Here is a 17,222-nt window from a genome sequence, read left to right as displayed (position 1 = left end):
ACGGCAACTCCAGCCTTCCCCGGGCGGGGCCACTTCGAACCGCCCAGCCGGGGCCAATTCGAGTTGACATAGCCATCGACATGATCGGCGCTGGCCATCTCCGCCCGCAGCTCAGCCGCCAGAGTGGGTTCGTGCGGCGAATTGGTCATTAAAGCTGCATCCGAGAATGGCGTGGCCGGCCGCGGCAGCCTCCCCGCGGTGAGCGCTTGGGCATCCGCAAGTTCTTCAAGCCGAGCGATCTTGCCGGGTGACCATGGGTGCAATGTTTCTCGGTCGACTTCTATATCGGGCAAGACACTAAGGATCCGCTTCGTTAGCTCCGCTCTTTCGTCTGCAGTACGCGCAACACGCATCGAACGCTCGATGATCGGTACTAAGTGACGGGTAATCGCCAGGGGCTGCTCTGCCTCGTCGACTACCCGATACTCAGCCCGTACATGGTCCGCCGCAGCAATGGCCTCGAAGAGCTTCGCCGTCAGTAGCGACTCGTATACGCCCAGCTCCATGGCTGGGGACGATAGCCTACGTACCCGACATACTTGAAGAAGAATCGGCGGTCAGTCACTCCGGGGGGTGAGTAATGTCGCCTGGAGGCTGCAGAGCGCGAGGCATAAAGGTGCGACGAGCTGAACTGAATAACATCGCTTGACTCCGCGGGCGACAGCAGAGGCATCTACGGCCCTGCCGTAGCAATGGTCATACGGTCGATGTCTACGGCTCCGCGCTCGCCAGGCGGCTATCTAACCTCCGATGACTCGGAATCCGATGATCGACCGACACGCCTGACGAGACGGTGGCCCCGCAACTGCACACCGCATCGGTGTAACTCTGCTTCCCATCCGTCTTCAAGACCGATAATTGTCGGATTCTCGTACAGTCCAGCGCGAACCTCAGAGATGGTCAAGCGGCGAAATTTGTCGTAGAGGGGGTCCTCGCGATCTAAGAATTCCTCCTTGCGATGGAGTAACGGGCGGTTCGGACGATCACCGAATCTCTGGAATGTGGCTTCGAGCGAGGTCATCTCAACACCGTAGGTCCAATCAAGAGTCGGGTGAGGGTCGGTATCGAAGGCAGGGTATGACGACCACGAGACTCTTCTTCCTCGATGGTCGAGCTTAAGGATATTCCAATCTGCAGGCCTGCCAGCTGCAACGAATCCACAATACTCGTAAAGTCTCAACACGACCGGTATCTTTGGCACTGCGCGACGATGGACGTATAAGGCGCTAGCCGTAAGTTTCCCTGGTGAGTTTCGCATCGCGCCACGGATATACGTATCGTCACGAATTTTTGCCAACAGCCGGTCAGCGCGTGCGCACGCTTCACGATAACTCTTGAAGCAGTGTTTAATATCTGCTTGTACGGACAGCGGGAGGTTGTTGAATGCTGCGCGTCCGTTGAAGATTGACGTGCCGAGGTACAGGAGCGTATCCAGGGTCGAGCGTTTGAAACCTTCAACGACTCGTTCCGGGGAGGCACCCTTGTTGATTACCTCAAGCATGGAACGCCGTGAGAGCGTACCGAGGACGGGTAAGAGCTCATCGGGGATCTCTTCGAAGAGGGGCGGTCGGCCGCGCTGTTCTGTGAAGGAGATGAGCTCCGCGACGGCCGAGGCGTAATCTTGACTGTTCGCCCATTCAAAATCGGCGATAGTTCCACGAGCCAGGTACGCGAAGCGATCATCATCGCAGCGGAAGGCGTAAACGACACCGGGAGCTGGTGACACACAACGTGTTCCTGTCACAGCTTCGACGAACTGCCGAAGGTCGCTAGGACTGTACAAGTGCTGGAATGTATTGCGGCTAGTAACAAGTCCATCTCCGGACTCAACTCCGTTGATTGAATTAAGCTCCCACTTCAAACGACTCGATACCACCAATACTCGCGAGGTAAGGGCCCAAGCCGCCTCGAGTGTTCGGCGCCGTTCGTTGGCGTCTTCGATCACGTTGAGGACATAATTGAGCAACACAACATCGCTTACTCGAAGCTGCGCATCTGGAGCGTAGAAAGGGTCCCACCCCACTACCTCGAACCCCATCCGACGCAGACGATCTACATCTTGGCCGCGCCCACATCCGTAATCCAGAACCGACGTTCCCGTCCGTATTAAGCCATCACGCAAGCTCTGCCTTAAGGGCATCGAGAGATCGCCCCGCCCGATGGCTGTTCGCTGCCTGGAGCTTGCCCACTGTTGCACCGGCCGACTCCCTTGGGTCAATCGTCAGTTAGATTTGGTCAATTGATATTCCTCGGGATGCATGGCGCTACTCCTCAAATGCGCGATGGCCTCCGAGGACACTCTGAAGCTGGTCGTCGTGATGGTCTGCCGCGCGGGCCAACGCGGCTAAAGCTGTCATCAACTCATTTTCTTGAAGATGATCGCCTAGGAGGTCGTACTCAACCGAAACCGTCCGCGAATCGCGATAGTAGACCCATCGCCCAAACTGCGACGCCATGTTCAAGCGATTCATCTGTTTCAGCACAACCTTCGTAACAGCTTGGACATCTGACAAAACATCAGCACTGATCTGGATGAGCGTCTGCTTCCCCCAATTGCTAAGCTCAATCGCGACGCCTGCGCTGCTGAATCGGAGGAACATTCCGCCCGTTGGTGTCTCAGTCCACGTCAAGGCATTAGCTTCTAGGATTGCGGCTACCTGCTTGTATACCCGCTGACGCGTCATTGCGTGGCCTCACGGTCATGGCCCGAAATGCGGGTGATCACCTCCGAATGCCGCCGAACGGTTCGGGAATACCGAGATGGAAGGAATTCCAACATCCATCTCATGACCGTCTGCCAAGCGTCGTCGGAATTACTACGGTCAAGTCCAGTCAGTTCTCCGATCATCTGACGTACCTCACCGAATCGCCTTGGTTGTTCGAGGAACGCGTCGATAGCCTTGAACAGTCGTTCATTCCGCAGCCGGCGACCAACAAGTAAGCGGAATTGACTTCGATCTAGACCCGCCGGCAATTCCAACACAGCGAGATCCGTTACAGCGGCCGATGCCGACCGCGAAGCCAATACTTCCGCGCCCTGAAGGTAAGCGATATACAAGTCTCCTGGAACCCGCAATGACGGAATCCATAGGTCCCCAACGGATGACGTTACGGCCACTTCAGGAACGTCGGCTTGCCGCGGTAGCAGACTGGCAACATCCTCAACCTCTCGAGCGATCGCATCTGTCGCCATGTAACTTTCTGCCGCCAAGTGGTTCTCGATATCTTGGACCGCGCCGACGCCAGACGCAATCAAGAGTTCAATATTCGGGTTCGGCGACCACCCGAGTGCGGCTCCCGTGAGATTCGCGGACCCAATGAGGGCCCCGCTTTCGTTTCGGTAATACTTTGCGTGCAAGCGATCGTGGAGATACACGACGCCCTCGTGGGAGCGTAGTAACTCGAGGACCTCGGTATCTGATACGCCTGCTGCGACTTCATCTGGTCGCCATCGCGTGTACAAAACCGGCTTCACCCCCCGAGGCGCAGCAGACAAGAGCTGCGCAACAACCCTTTCCTTAACAAACGGTGCACACATGACGAAGTATTGCTGAGAAGCTGCAGCGAGCTCTAGCAGGGCTGCGCCCGGCGTAATCATGAGTGTTGTTCCCTAAGCATTTCAATTGCGCGCCGGCCCCAAAGGATCCTCGCGTCTTCAGTGGCTCTCTTTGTGGAACCACCCGGCAGGCCATCTTCGTAGAGAGCCCACGCGCTCAGTAGTACTTCACACAACGCCTTGTAACCGGTTTCCCCCGTGTCGCTTTCGAAGGGGATAGGCAGGTCGTTGAACAGCTCATGCGTGGAGTTCAACGTGAGAGTTATTGTATTTCCGGCCGAGCGGACGGTGAAGAACGCGTCTGAATCAAGTGGCCGGCGGTTTACGGCGATTGTGAGTCCGCTCGAAAGCGTCAGCGCGCGTAGCTCTTGTGAACTATTCGCAGACAACATATTCGGTCGGGCGTCAGGGGCATCAGGTATCCGTCCACGCGTTGCCCTCGACTTCGGATTAGCCACAGTCCATTTGTGCTCTGGCTGCCACACGAAGCGGTCCGGCGATTGCCAAAGGATCGCATCGACCTCTCGATTATCGCCCCGAAGCACTTCTGCAATCTCGCGCACTGAAAGTGGTACGCCCGAGCTTTCGAGGACGCGTGCGATGTCGTCCGGCGTCACCATAACCGTGACCTACAATCGGCTGCTCAGGAATGCTTCGGCCATACGCCCCCAGTCGTAACGGATGTTTTGTGCGATGCGGCGCTGATCGCTCGGCTGCTCGTCCTCATATCTTGCCCATGCGAACAACATCATTTCGAGACCTGATTGCGCGGACAAGAGCCTCTCTTTCAATTTGTCTGGGTCTTCGGGTAAATCTTTCGGGTCCCGCGCTCCGAGAAGAAGCGAGTATGCGGGGTGGTCTGTATTCAGGGTTACCAGCAGGACACCGCCGCGCGGTTGTACCGAGAAGAATGCGCCTCCCTCCAAGGACGCTACTTCCATGCGATACTTCAAGCCTTTGTCGATCGTCTCGGCCGCAAGTTCCTTTGCGAGCTCCGGAGAATGACCCAAGTGTTCCAATTGTTCAGCTACGTCGGCTTTTCGCTCGGCTGCGGGACGATCTTCATCGGCATCGCTCCGACCTCGGTGACCCTCCTGTTGACGCTTCCGTACCGCATCAGTCGCTTGTGCCTCCACGGTTGCTTCAGCATGTCTGACGCGTCGGCGGCGCCCCTCCGCCTGGGTCTGGATCATGTTCCGCATTTGCTTAATATTTGTCTGGACCCGGTGGACGATTTCGAGGAGCGGCTCAATCGGGTCTTCCTCATCTCTCAGCGCAGCGCGTGCGGCAGTGATTGATCCACCGTGCTCCTTGATTAGCGCCCCGGTGTCAATCTTGGCTGCCTCGGCGAGGTTTCGAGCAGATTGCTTGTTGTTCGACACGCCAAACAACTCGTCTAGCCCCGGTTCGAAGGCGATTTCAACACCCCACCATCTTTCCCGTGGTTCGTATGACGTAGCCCAGGCCGGATCGAGCTCAAGTTCTCTGCCAGCTCGAACAACCGAGACACCGAGGTTTCGGCCGGCATGTTGGCCAAAGGGTAGGCTACCCGTGGATTGACCTCCGCCACTATCGCGCGCCTCCTCCGTTGCGATCGAGAATTTGACCTTGACCGGATGGTCTTGATTGCGAAAGCGAACTGTCAGCGCGACTTCATTTTCACCCTCGTTTGGGAACGGCCGAAACATGGGTTTTGTATCAAATGGGGCGGGACAGCTCGTATTACTCATCAAGTAGAGCGGGTCGTTGGGCTTTGCGCGACGCTCATGAAGAATTAGGTCGGGTTCCTCATAGAGGAAACTTTTCAACAGAATCGACACTCGGCCATCGTTGATCCAATACCGGTACATCCGGCCGATCAACTCTTCCGAGTTGTCGATTAAAGCTCTTGATGTACGCCAAAGTACGCGATCCACGTTGCTCCACACCACCAAAGTGCCGCTGGTTCCGAACGCATCCTTGCCTGCTGCGGTCCGCCAAACGCTCGGCAGAGGTTCCTGTTGCGGTTCGGGAAGGTGACGCAGACGTCCCGCATTGATCTCAGGGAGGTCAATATAGCTATGTAGAGCACTCTCGACACCGTCTGTCCAGCTCCACACATCAACCCGCTGGCATTGAGATATTGAGGCGCTTGGCAGCCCCATGCCGAAGCGTCCCATGCCGGTCTGTTGTTCGGGATTTAGATGGGTTCCATTGCCGAACTGTAGGGCGATCTGCAAAGTATCAGCGTCCATCCCGGAGCCGTTATCGAGCACTGCGACTTGGTGCAAGCGCTTTCGAGCGCGCTGTTCTACCTGCGCCTCACGATCCGCGCAAAGCAGCTGTACGGTAGTCGCACCGGCCTGAATTGAGTTATCCATCAACTCCGCTATTGCGTACGCCGCGTTCTTATACCCGTTATCGCGCATCGCTTTCACGGCCAGTGAGGTCGGAACGATATCGAAGTCCTTGACTGTCCCAGTCACCAGACATCCTCCCAATTGTCATAGGCATCAGCCATGTTGCAGAATCCCGGCAGGCGTGTGTCGACCACCGTGGCGATTTCGGCCCGTGCGTTTCCTCCGGCCCTTTTACCGCGCGTGGCTCGCCCCACCATCTGGCTGAATAGCACCAGACTCTTGGTCGGCCGAGCAATCACCGCGGCGCTCGTTTTGGGAGCGTCGAATCCTGTCGTCAACACGCCGTAGTTGACAATGACCCGGGTTTCGTCACTATCTGCTCTGTAGGTCTCGATGATTCGTGACCTCTCGCTCGACGGTGTTTCACCCGTCACCGCGTAGGCCCACGTCCCCCGGGCGCGCAACACTGTCGCTAGCACGAGCGCGTGATCTTTCGTGGCAGCGAAGACGATGATGCGGTGGTGTCGCCGACACATTGTCTCGGTTCGACTGAGTATCAGCATATTTCGCTGCACGTCGGCAGCGAGTAAGTTGATGATGTCTTGGGGGATATCTAGAGACTCGCGTATTTCCTGCAATTCTCGCGGGGATGGATCTCGTCCACCGGCGTATTCCAGCTGAACGAACTCCGTCTCCGCCAGGTACCCCTCGTCCACCAGAAATCGAATTGGACTGTCATAGCCCTCGACTTCGAGTGAAACCTTCTTGCGGTAGAAGAAATCCGCAAGACGCTGGTCTTCGTCGATGTCGCTCCACGTTCGGCCCGGCGTTGCGGTGAGGCCGAGCAGAGGTGCGGGCCGACCTGACTCCGTCAAGACGTCAAGTATAAGCCTGTATGTAGGCGCAATCGCTTGGTGCGCTTCATCCATTACTACGAGGTCGACCCGACCTGCCATTGACCCGATCTCTGTGAGAGTTTTGCGTGCAGACGAGTAAACCTTCTGAAGTCCACCGACGATTATTCCGTCCCTTATCAGCGGCGATTCTAGAGAGTGAGGCCCCCACCAACGATGTACTGCGACTGGTCGATTACCTTGCGCTGACCAGGCTTTCTTGAACTCCTCGACCGCTTGTTCGCAGAGCTCTTCCGAGTGAGCAAGCCACACAATCAGTTTCGGCTCCCCTTGATTCAATATGTCCGCTATAACTGACATAGCAGTACGGGTCTTTCCGGAGCCTGTAGGCATGTGAAGTACCACCCGATGAGGCTCTTCCATTAGAAGCGCGGTAACGCGCTTAGCCGCGAGACGTTGATGTGGAAATAGCGGATAGGCGGGCGCAACCAACTCATTGGACGGGGGAATCTGATACCGATCTACCTCATCGGCTACCGAGAAGAAATCGAGCAGTTCGGCTGCCCGTGTACTCCCTCGTCGTACCGTCATGGACGTCAAAGCGTCATAAGCATCACCACAAAGTTGGAGCCGTTGGGCGAGAATCTCAGCTGCCGTTTTGGGCAGTAGGAGCATGAGCTCCGGCCGTACGGATGGATCTAGAAGCATGTCCGCCGGCGACCGCAGGCCCGTGACAATCTCACTGAGACGTTCTGGACGTGCAAGGGAAGCGTCAAGACTAGCAAGGAGGCGAACTATGTCTCGACCAACTAGCTGCTGTAATAGTTGATCGGAAGCACGACTGATCAGTTCACCGAATGTGAACATCTCGCTGCCCAGCGGCCGTGGAGGAAATCGGACCTCCACTTCGGGACGGGCTCCCGAAGATCCTCCGACCCCCGCGGCAGCGCTCTATCTCCCAGCCGCAAGTTGGGCCTGAACAATCGAATAGGTCACCCGTTGCCAGCATGTCGCACGTACTGTAACTATGCCGCGGGCTCAGGATGACTGAAATTCGCTAAAAATGCTCATTGGGTGCGCTCCTTAAACCAAGGTCGTATCACGTCACAGTGCGCACACCGAGCACTGCATCGAGTCGTCATCGTCGTCAAGGGCGTCACCAAGAACCTCCCAGATCGGGCGGTTCTTCTTGCGCTTTCTCGCCTGTTGTTGCGCCTCGGCATGGCGTGCGATGATCTCTTCCCGACGGGCGAGAAGCTCGGGTAGGGACTCCCCGCCTGACCAGGTGTATTGCCGGCCCTTCATCGCGAACTCACCGAAGGAGGCGTCCCCGTCCGCACCGGCATCCTGACGTACTTTTGCTTCGATGGCGACGGCTCGCTCGAATAGCTCGGGGTGCCTGTCTGCTAGGCCGACCCACTCCGCTTTGCGCTGGTAGAAGCAGAAGTAACACCCAGACCGCGTGCGCCAGTCGTAGTACTTTGGTAGGCCGATACCCGCATCTTCAAGGATTCGGATCACGCCATCGTGATCGATGTTGTCCTCGACAAACGGGAGAACTGTGCGGATATTCGGCTTCGTGCTCACATATCCTTTGCGACCCGACTCGTCAGCCCTTATCGCGACATACGAGACGGCCTGGTCACTGCCGATCCACTCTTCGAGAGGCTCGATCTTCATCTTCTTGGTGCACCAACGCATCTGGGGAGACGGCAAGGTACCGCGATAGACGTCGAACCAGTGGTCAAAACCCTTCCGAGCATTGAGCCGGGCAATGGGCTTTCCGAGAGCTGTCTCTAAGCGGTCGAGGTATTCGTATGTTTCGGGAAGTTCAGCGCCCGTGTCACAGAAGAAGTACTCCATCTCAGGAACGCGATCGCGCAAATACACGGCTAACGCACTGGAGTCCTTGCCGCCGCTTATGCCACATATGTGACGGATCCCGCTAGCCATATCTCTGGTCCTCCCTGCCGAAGCCGTGTTCATCTGTGGGTAGAGAAGCGGACTCGAGCTCTGTAGCTAACCTTGCCATAAGCATCCGACAGGCCGCAGACCGCGAGAGGCCACTATCCATTAGCGTGTCAACAAGGCGTTCGAAGTGCGGGTCAATGGCTGACTTCTCCGCCTCAGTCAGCACCAACAATTCGATCGATTCAGAACCATCTGGTCGAGTGAGTGTCATACGACTCGCTGAATAGCTCTGCTTTATATTCGCAGCGAGGCGATCATGGAGTAACGCGGAGGTTCGACGGAGAGCCCCGCCAAGTTCGGAGACCCGCATCGGGAATCGGCCGGCAATGTCATCGGTCCACACTCGAGGTGCCTGGCCCTCGCACACAACCATTGCAACGTTCTCTAACCATGGTTGGTCGTCGAGAGGACGCACCAATGCGCCGACGAAGGCTTTCAGCCGTGGTTCCAACACGTGGCCTTCTAACCTCGTCGCATCCGCCGTTAGTGCATGTCGAAGATCCGAAAGTCGGCCTCCTGACGCCGTCGCCTGTGCAAGTTGTTCTTGAATGAAACGCAGCAGCCGCGGATAGGTCTCACGTAGTTCGGTAATCGCACCAGCGAGTTGATCAGCGAAACGGTCAGCTGTTCCAGGGTCTGGTCGACCACGCCCCTTGAATGGAGCAAGTCCGAAGACCGCAGGCAGTGTTTCGAAGAGAAGAGTATCCGGCTCCGTAGCGTGATGGAACGCTTCTCGTACAGCGAGCGCTTCCGTTGATAGCTCGCGACGAGTCCTCTGGGCGTAGGGAGGTAACGTTCGCAGCTCGCGATACAGCGCGGTTGCCACATTAAGGAAGGTGGGAAATTCGCCTTTCGGTTTCGTTATTCCCAAACGTCTCACGAGACTCTGCACGACGGCGAGCCTTGTACCCGCGCGCGTTTGTGTGTTCTTGATTGCGAAGTGACCCAAATTCTTGGTCAGCCGTTCTGCGACAGCATCATCGATGGACAGAACTAGGCTTCCATGCTCATAGAGAGCTACTTCATCGCTTCGTGCAACGATTGCCGTGATCAGGAGAAGGGGAACGATACCGTCCTTTATTCCATAGGGCGGCCGTGTTAGGCGGGAAGCAAGCTCCCCTAGGTTCAGCCGTGACCCCACCGAGTGGTCGATGTCCGAATTTAATTGTGCCCAAAGGGGTTTCCAACTAGGATCGGTGGGCCGGTGAAGCTTCCAAGTCCCATCATCAGCAATTCGGTGTAGACCGGTCTTCCGAAAGATCGCCTCATACATTGCACGCTCGGGCCCATAGCCTTTGATTCCGAAGGCTTCGATGGCTTGGCTCGCGAGTAGCGCGTCTGTTAAGAACCTTCGAGCTTTCGCCCCTTGGCTCGTCAATTCTCGCCGAGAAATCATCTCGTTCGCAATATGAGGCGTATAGGGATAGGCCTCATCTGCAACATCCGAGAGGATGGCTGACAATCCCTGATGTGGATCAAGGGAATCCTTGGCGCCAGCGACGTACCAACCGGCATCATTATTCCAACTACTGCTAATCGCTGAAAGCAATCGCTGTTGCGCACCAGATGCGCGTTCGATTAACTCGCTTCGGGCCACCCAGTCGGCGCCTTCCACCTCAGCGCTCTTCAGCGCCGACTTCAAGGCAGCTGCGTCAACCGCAGCTTCGCGCACCTTGGAAAGCTCGCGAGGAACAACGTAGATTGCTGGTCGTCCGTCAGCTGGCCGCGGGGCTAGCTCTGCGTTCAAAGTCGAGTACGTTGCGTAATAGACGATGCCATCCCAGGATGGATCGAGGTCATCTACCTCATCCCAGTCTTGGCCAAGGAATTGTCGGGCGAAGACCCGAAGAACCCCAGTGCGTTGACTATGACGGCCAGCAACGAGTGGTTCAAGATTGGTTGCCTCCCTGAGGAGATCAACAAGCTCACTGTTTGCATAGGTCTCCCTCGCGTTCTCAATAGCCTTGCGCAAGTTGTAGTCAGATCCCTGCCAGATTCGGAATTCATCTGAGAATGCTCGATAGGTGACTAGGCCCGCATCAACCAACGACGCAAGCACTACGTCAACGTCCTCAACGCAATCGGGATCCGCTGCTAGGGCCAACTCAAGCAGCGGGCGGGACGCGCGGATCCGACCACCGCTTGATACGAGGTTAAGAAGACCAATAGCTTTCAGCACCTTCAACTGTCCGTTGGTCAGGCCGGCGGCATCACGGATCCGCGTTTCGATCTCGATCCAACGACTTGCACTATCGGCCACACCGATCATGCTGCTCGACGACTCGAGGAAGTAGTCGAAGAGAAGATCCAGGCTCGCCATAGGAACTGGCGACTTGGAATCCCACCGTGTTCGCGCAAGGTATTGGGGTAAAGCCGATGGCTCAGTACCAGTCAGGAACGAAAAGAGCGTGCGCTCATTTTGGCCGTACCGACTACAAAGATCGGGCAGAACAGCCAGTGCCAAGGGATGCAGCGGGATGGCAGAGGCAGCATCTTCAGCGATATCACGCAGTCCCTGTGCGTCGAAAGTCTGGCGGTGAGCTATTACCCACTTTTTAGCTGCGCGCTGCAGGTGCTCATCCTGCTGCAGCGCGGATGAGATTAGTCGACGAGATTGAGCAGGAGCTTCTGTGTAAGAGATATCTTGAAAACGCCCCTGCACCTTCGACCACTCACGTCGGCGAGCGGTCGAGCTGCCCTGCACATATTCATCGAATGACAGGTGCTGCATGGTAATGATAACCAGGCGTACCGCGTCGGCGCCTTGTGTCATCTCCGCTAGTTCCTGGAGGAGGAATGGATCGCCATCGGCACCTGAGCCTGCGAAATACTCTAGGTTCTTGCCGAATTCGTCGATGACCAGAAGTACGGGATGCTTCTGCGTGATCCTTCGGATGCATGATTTGACTTCTTCTACGGACGGCGTCGGACGCTTCGATGAAGCTAACTCCGTTGGAATTAGCCCATTTAGGCCAATGCGATTAGCGCCGGCGCTAACAGCACGGGCGATCGTAGCGGCCACAGGTTCCCTTCTCGCCGTAGCGGAGGCACGCACGAATCCAGAGCGGCCCGCTCTCACCGCGCGCATTCCTGCGCGGAGCGAAGCATCGACCGACGGATCAACAGATTCTAAAATCGCATGTGCACGTTTAAATTCCGCGGTCGAAGGGCTCGCGAGCAGACCATCGAGGAACACCGCCAACGACGACTTGCCACCACCGTGCGGTCCCGTGATCGAGAATGTTCGACCGGAAGCGGGATCTGTCAATCCGCGGGCAATTCGAGAGATTACGTCGAGTGCACGGCCTGTCGGCATGTATCCATCAATCGCATCGCTACCGTGGTCACGCTCGACATTGGCAGAGCGACTGAACCTGCTAACTAACGAGACGTGTTCTGCAAGCGGCTTTGTCATGCTGCATCCCCACCCTTTCGGGCGCGCGTACGCTCCGCCTTTCGAAGGGCACGCACAAGCTCGGAATCCGACCTGACAGGTTCTGTGGCTTTCCGCCCAACTAGTGCGTACTCCTGCAACTCCAGGAGATTGGAGCTTCGCTGCGCTTGTCTGGCCGCGAGCAGTTCAAAAGCAACATCCCCCGGAGACGCACTGATAGCGAGTTGCCTTGATCCTGCTGGTCTTACGAGACGAAGATGACCAACTACAGCAGCTGATTCCTCGATCGCGTCGGCGATGTCCTGCTCCGTGATCTTCATCAGGCGTCCTGGACTACCTGGATCTGTTGCGAGCCGACTGACGGTTATCGTTTGAGTGCCGTCTGCCGTGCGGCATAGAACGTCGAGACACGCATAGGTAATGGCCGCCGCGGGCAACGTCGGCTTGCTGCCCCGAATGATGCGGTAAGTATTCTTCTTTGCCCCTTGCGAAGGTCTGATAAGACCTAGCTCTCGAAATGGCGAATCGAGGAGGTCGTCCAGACTCTGCCGGCGCTGGGCGTCGCGGCGCGAGTACATCCGAAGCAGACAATCAACGTCTTTCTCGACACTGCTCCTCATTGGTTGGGACCACGTAGTGGCCGCGATTTCATCAAGACAAAACTTCAGCAGGTCGTCATCAGTGAACTCAACAGCGCCAAAGTCATTGAAGGCCAAGCGCCAAACAGGCAGTATTGAGCGCTCAGAAACTGCGAGCCAGTGCAGTATCCATAGCGTTGCTGTGTCCTCCATGTAGGGATCTAGCCCCACTTGGTCGTCGAGTAGCGCCCGACCGATGCGGGTCGGGGTATAAACGTGGATCCGCGGTCGGTCTGGATGAGGACGACGAGCAATCACCTTCGTCGCAAGAGCCCAGAAGCGGATCGCCTCGACCATGTTTTTCCCGACACCTAAATCGACAGGTGCAGATTTCTCATTGAAGACGTTTGGGTTAAGTTCAGCTGCGTCGTATCCCTTCTTGAGCCAACCGAACCTGGGGTGAAATGTCTGGTGGTTCGCAAACATTGGAGCCGCAGCTTGTTCGAGCGTCATCGCATCTCCCTAGTCTGACGTCAGTTGGCGCACACGAGATACGGCCTCGACGATGGAACGGCCGGCCTGTCGAATCTCTTCACCGGTTGTGGGGCGGCCAAGCGATATCCGAAGAGACTCTGAAGCCTCACGGCGACTCCTGCCCATCGCTAGGAGGACATGCGACGGCGACGGCACAGCGGACTGGCAGGCGCTACCCGATGACACTAGGACATCGGGCATGGAGGCCATCACGGCTTCTGCGTCGGCACCCTCGAATCTCACATTAAGTGTGTTCGAAAGACGTTTGGCCTTACCGCTATTCAAGCGGACACCCGACAGCTCGCTCATCAGAAAAGCGAGGAGTTCCTCTGCTAGCTGTCCAATGCGTGCTTCATCTGCGGCTTGCTCCTTCATTGCGAGTTCGGCAGCGAGGCCAAACCCGACGATAGACGGTGTGTTTTGGGTGCCACCTCTAATGCCTCGCTCCTGACCACCACCCGGCATCAGCGGAACAATCGCCTTCTGTGTAGTGCGACTCGCGACTAGTGCTCCGGCGCCTTTCGGCCCATAGATCTTGTGACTGCTGCAAATCATTAAGTCAGCCGCACTCGCCGCTTCGTGTAATGACCCCTTGCCGACCAACTGGGTCGCATCAATAAAGACGAGACACTCGGATTGATGTGCAATGTCAACGACATCAGAAACAGGCGCTATAACGCCGGTTTCGTTGTTCGCCGCCATCACCGCCACCAAGGAGACCGACTCATCGACAAGCTCCGCGAGGTGCGCCAGATCGATGATCCCGTCCTCGCCAACTTTCGCTTTGCGAATCTCGCCGCCGGTAAGCCTAGCCCCGAGCTCGGCTGCAGCGAGGATCGCCTTATGTTCCGTAGTGGAGACCACCGCGTTCGGGCGACCCCTAGCCCCTAACATGGCACCAACGAGACCGAGGACAGCGGCCTCAGTCGCTCCGCTGGTGAAGATGATGTCTTGACTCCGTCGAGTGAACAGGCAGGCGACCCTGTCCCGTGCCTCCTCAATAAGCTCCGCGGCCGCGTGCCCCAACTTGTGGTGAGAACTTGCCGGATTCCCGTAGGCCTCATGGGCCTCCGCGACCAGCGAGAGAACCCGCTGATCGACGGGAGTCGACGCGTTGTAGTCGAGGTACACCATCAAGGAACGATCCTATTCTTATGTTTGCGAAATCTTGCGAGCCACGCTGCGACACCAGCATTCCACGGACATATGACAAGTCTTTGCTTCGCGATGCCCCAAGCACGGCGCACAAGCTTACGGACGTCAACCACACCGACTCCGCTTGGCTCGTTCGGGCCATATGACAGCCGCTTAGTCGATCACACCACTTCAGGACGCAGGCGCGTACAAACAGAAAGGACTCGAGTGGGGGCAGAAGATGGATCCTGCACCGCGGTCGCAAGCGGAGCAATAACGCAAAACCCGGCGAGCACATACCCCCTATGGCTCATCGTCAAGTTCGGCTAGGTCGGAATCGGTGTTTAGATCTGTCGCCGCGGTGGCGGGAACTTTCGAAAAGGCCTCATGCATGGCATCTCGGTTCAACGGCTCCGCGCCAAGATTTCGCAGCAGCTCATTGTACGGCGCCAGAGTTTGCTCGAAGACTTCTTTGCGCTCGCCAGAAGTCAGCTCGTCCTTCAACTTGGCGAAATTTTTACAATAACTTGTCTCGTAATGGTCGTGCAGTGCCGAAAACACTTCACGTCGACACTCGGCACGTTCCTCATTCACTACAGCGGCTAACGCCATATGCGCTGGTCGCCACAGTTCAAGTAAAAGGTACCGGTATTTCGGCCACTGGTCCGGCTGCATCTCGGCGCGGAAAACAACCTCTCTAAAGGTGTGCGTGCTCGGGCGAATGGGAGCCAGTTGGCCCTCTTCAGTAGGCTCACCTCTGAAAACACGAATTAGATTCTTTAGTTTAGCCACTGTGCGGGGAACAAAAAATCCATTAAGCTGCCCGATATATTCATCGAATGCATCATTCCGAATAATATCGCCTGCTCCTGAGAACTCGCCTCGCTTTAACCGAAGCTCTGCTTTCTCAACTAAGCCCAAAAAACCACAAACAATAGCCGTCTGAAACGCGACAGTGCTGAAGATATCATCATACATGCGGTTACATAGATCAACTGCCTTTTGCTCGATGTCATCGCCATCCCGGATTACTCTCTTATCGTTCAGATTGTTAAAAAAGCGAGAAGCACGTTCTTCATGTAGACGGGCGACAGCGTCAGTAATCCGCGCGGCGGTGGCGTCCAAGCGCCGAGCGCTAGCCTCTATTTCAGGAACATCTGTCCTGAAATATCCGCTCTGCAATTTCTGGCGCAAGTTCGTCCTGTGCGCCTCGAATACGCGACCAATACCTTGTCCTTCGAGCAAAATCGGCTTAAGCTGACGGTCATGCTCGCGCTCGAGCTGCTCACCAATTTCAATTACAGCTTCGTTGTGCCTATTGATAGGTTCGAACTTCTCGAGCATTCCAATAATATAGGCTCCGTACAACTTATCGAATGCTTGCCCGAGCTTCTCCGCGGCGTCGGAGCTAAAGAGGTTCCGTCGGATCGCGTCGGCCGTCGCGGCGCCGAGTAAATCTCGCCCCTCAAGGCGAGTCAACATGTCATCTAGTCTCGTACGGTTATAAAACGTACCGCTGCGGGGCTTCACACCTTTGACCGACTCACCATTATCGAGCATCATATGCTCAATCATGTAGTAAATGTGCGGCACGCCAGTGATTGCAACTGGAGTTTGAATTCTTTGCCGACTTCCGTCTTGATCGAGTTCGACATTTACTATGCGTAAGGCTCTTGATGATCGCTCATCCTTCGCCTTGATGTGCGAAAGCGTGCGACGCATGAGCGCACTTATGAGATCATTGTCATCGAGCAGCTTATTCCGCGAATCCGATACCTGGCGTGCGGTTTTGTTCAGAGTCAAGAATATTGATCTCGCAGCTCTCTTCATGTCGAAGTCGCCGCCATATTTTTCATCCAGCTCGGGCACCGTGCATAACAAAACAGGAAGATTAATATCTGTAAGGTTGAAGCGCTCTATGTACGACTTAGTCCAAGCCGAGTAGTACTCTTTGAAAGGCGCTCGGCGCTCATCTGACCACTGATCTTTAAGATTGCGATAAATAGCGAGGAGCGCCATTGCTCGGTGCTGACCATCGACAATAATCAGCCGTGTTCGGTGTGTGTTTAGGCGAAGACGAACGAGGTCGTGCGCCAACGGCTGATCGTCAATAATTGGCTGTTCGAACTGAAAAACTTCATTCCCAATTGCGCCCGAGCGGATCACCAACCGTGAGTGGTCGTGGTCGCTGTCTGGAGCCAGCTTCTCTTCGACAACTTCGGGGTAGAAATTATCTGGTTGAACCCGCCCTTGTTGAATGGGCATCACAACGACAACAATCGGCGGGAACAGCTTAATCATGTCTTTCGATGATTCATCAAGTAGATACGGCACCAGCTCCGCAGACACACGCGCGTCGTCTATGTCCCGCTGCATGATTTCATCAAAATCTAGGCTTTTAAAATCGAAGATTTCCCTAACTGGAGCGAGCGCAGTCAGCAACTTGTCGTTTGATGCCGAGGAAAAGTTTAAACCCACGTGTGTAAGCAAATACTTCACTCGCAGAGAACGGTCATCGCCTCTTCCCACGCCGAACGATCCGACTGTTCCCTGTAACGTCAGATCTAGCGCCGTTTCTGTGCGAAGGCGGAGGCTCATGTTAATTCCTTCCTAGAAGCGGACAATGAATCCGATTCAAAATGTTTTCAATGTCGATGTACGTCCCGGGCGCGTCATTAATAATCCTTGTTATAACGAATAGACGTGATGGCGGTATCTTTCGGGCCCTGATCTCACGCGCAAAGGTGTAATCTCGCTGGGTCCCCTCTTGCGGCTGCGGGCCTGATATCTCTCCAAATTTCTCGATTAGAGATTTGTGCCGCCGTAGACGTACTCGTAAGCAATCGGACATACCTATGTAAA

The 17,222-nt window shown here is 56.0% G+C and carries 10 protein-coding genes and 1 pseudogene; all 11 read right to left on the bottom strand.

Annotated features, from left to right (window positions below; genetic code table 11):
• Positions 1-506: pseudogene (locus tag CQY20_RS35225) on the bottom strand (hypothetical protein); the annotation flags it as partial.
• A gap of 230 nt (positions 507-736) precedes the next feature.
• Positions 737-2,197 carry a DNA phosphorothioation-associated putative methyltransferase gene (locus CQY20_RS25960; protein ID WP_097942949.1) on the bottom strand — a complete coding sequence of 487 codons (1,461 nt, stop codon included), beginning with the start codon at positions 2,195-2,197 and terminating at the stop codon, positions 737-739.
• 67 nt (positions 2,198-2,264) lie between these two features.
• The gene (locus CQY20_RS25955; protein ID WP_097942947.1) at positions 2,265-2,684 is read right to left on the bottom strand and encodes a T3SS (YopN, CesT) and YbjN peptide-binding chaperone 1; all 420 of its coding nucleotides are present in this window, start codon (positions 2,682-2,684) and stop codon (positions 2,265-2,267) included.
• A 910-nt stretch (positions 2,685-3,594) separates the two neighbouring features.
• A complete protein-coding gene (locus CQY20_RS34575) occupies positions 3,595-4,176 on the bottom strand; it encodes a hypothetical protein (protein ID WP_133119133.1) in 582 nt (193 codons plus the stop codon).
• Positions 4,177-4,185: 9 nt separating this feature from the next.
• The gene (locus tag CQY20_RS25945) at positions 4,186-6,021 is read right to left on the bottom strand and encodes an ATP-binding protein (protein WP_234816419.1); all 1,836 of its coding nucleotides are present in this window, start codon (positions 6,019-6,021) and stop codon (positions 4,186-4,188) included.
• Entirely contained in the window at positions 6,018-7,340 is a 1,323-nt protein-coding gene (locus tag CQY20_RS36010) for a DEAD/DEAH box helicase (protein WP_272938834.1), read from the bottom strand. Before CQY20_RS36010 ends, CQY20_RS25945 begins: the two co-directional genes overlap by 4 nt.
• A 513-nt stretch (positions 7,341-7,853) precedes the next feature.
• Complete coding sequence (locus CQY20_RS25935; protein WP_097942941.1) at positions 7,854-8,702, bottom strand: phosphoadenosine phosphosulfate reductase family protein; 849 nt, start codon at positions 8,700-8,702, stop codon at positions 7,854-7,856.
• On the bottom strand, positions 8,695-12,135 hold the full coding sequence (locus CQY20_RS25930) for a hypothetical protein (RefSeq protein ID WP_234816418.1): 3,441 nt from the start codon (positions 12,133-12,135) through the stop codon (positions 8,695-8,697). Before CQY20_RS25930 ends, CQY20_RS25935 begins: the two co-directional genes overlap by 8 nt.
• Positions 12,132-13,205: a DUF4007 family protein gene (locus CQY20_RS25925; RefSeq protein ID WP_097942940.1), complete on the bottom strand. Its 1,074-nt coding sequence runs from the start codon at positions 13,203-13,205 to the stop codon at positions 12,132-12,134. The genes CQY20_RS25930 and CQY20_RS25925 overlap by 4 nt, the downstream gene beginning before the upstream one ends.
• A 9-nt stretch (positions 13,206-13,214) precedes the next feature.
• Entirely contained in the window at positions 13,215-14,360 is a 1,146-nt protein-coding gene (locus CQY20_RS25920) for a cysteine desulfurase family protein (RefSeq protein ID WP_097942938.1), read from the bottom strand.
• Between the two features lie 303 nt (positions 14,361-14,663).
• Positions 14,664-16,958 (bottom strand): ParB N-terminal domain-containing protein, encoded by a 2,295-nt coding sequence (locus CQY20_RS25915; RefSeq protein ID WP_097942936.1) that lies wholly within the window; start codon positions 16,956-16,958, stop codon positions 14,664-14,666.
• Positions 16,959-17,222 lie beyond the last annotated feature (264 nt).

It is taken from the genome of Mycolicibacterium agri (assembly GCF_002553505.1).
GTDB lineage: Bacteria > Actinomycetota > Actinomycetes > Mycobacteriales > Mycobacteriaceae > Mycobacterium > Mycobacterium agri.
Note: the sequence above shows the minus strand (reverse complement) of the source record. Positions and strands in the feature narration are given on the sequence as shown.

Coding starts and splice junctions, on each gene's coding strand:
- CQY20_RS36010 (WP_272938834.1), bottom strand. CDS start 7,340: ATGACGGTACGACGAGGGAGTACACGGGCAGCCGAACTGCTCGATTTC.
- CQY20_RS25915 (WP_097942936.1), bottom strand. CDS start 16,958: ATGAGCCTCCGCCTTCGCACAGAAACGGCGCTAGATCTGACGTTACAG.
- CQY20_RS25920 (WP_097942938.1), bottom strand. CDS start 14,360: ATGGTGTACCTCGACTACAACGCGTCGACTCCCGTCGATCAGCGGGTT.
- CQY20_RS25935 (WP_097942941.1), bottom strand. CDS start 8,702: ATGGCTAGCGGGATCCGTCACATATGTGGCATAAGCGGCGGCAAGGAC.
- CQY20_RS25925 (WP_097942940.1), bottom strand. CDS start 13,205: ATGACGCTCGAACAAGCTGCGGCTCCAATGTTTGCGAACCACCAGACA.
- CQY20_RS34575 (WP_133119133.1), bottom strand. CDS start 4,176: ATGGTGACGCCGGACGACATCGCACGCGTCCTCGAAAGCTCGGGCGTA.
- CQY20_RS25955 (WP_097942947.1), bottom strand. CDS start 2,684: ATGACGCGTCAGCGGGTATACAAGCAGGTAGCCGCAATCCTAGAAGCT.
- CQY20_RS25930 (WP_234816418.1), bottom strand. CDS start 12,135: ATGACAAAGCCGCTTGCAGAACACGTCTCGTTAGTTAGCAGGTTCAGT.